The organism is Pseudomonas sp. SIMBA_041 (assembly GCF_046535095.1).
In the GTDB taxonomy this organism is placed as follows: domain Bacteria; phylum Pseudomonadota; class Gammaproteobacteria; order Pseudomonadales; family Pseudomonadaceae; genus Aquipseudomonas; species Aquipseudomonas mucoides.
Genome location: NZ_JAWRXJ010001043.1, coordinates 1 through 229 on the forward strand (window position 1 = coordinate 1; position 229 = coordinate 229).

Annotated in this window: 1 pseudogene; it reads left to right on the top strand. The window is 50.7% G+C overall.

What is annotated here, in order from left to right:
* Positions 1–229, top strand: a pseudogene (locus tag SB725_RS34285) (hypothetical protein); the annotation flags it as partial.

A 229-nucleotide genomic window follows, 5' to 3' on the forward strand; every position in this document is an offset into this window, starting at 1 on the left:
CTTCAGGAATAGCGGTACCAGCGAAGAACAACTGCTTAACGATCTGAGCAACGTTGATCTGCTGGTGATCGATGAGATCGGCGTGCAGACCGAATCGAAATACGAAAAAGTGATCATCAACCAGATCGTCGATCGCCGCTCTTCTTCCAAACGCCCAACCGGGATGCTGACCAACAGTAATATGGAAGAGATGACCAAGTTGCTGGGCGAACGCGTGATGGACCGTATG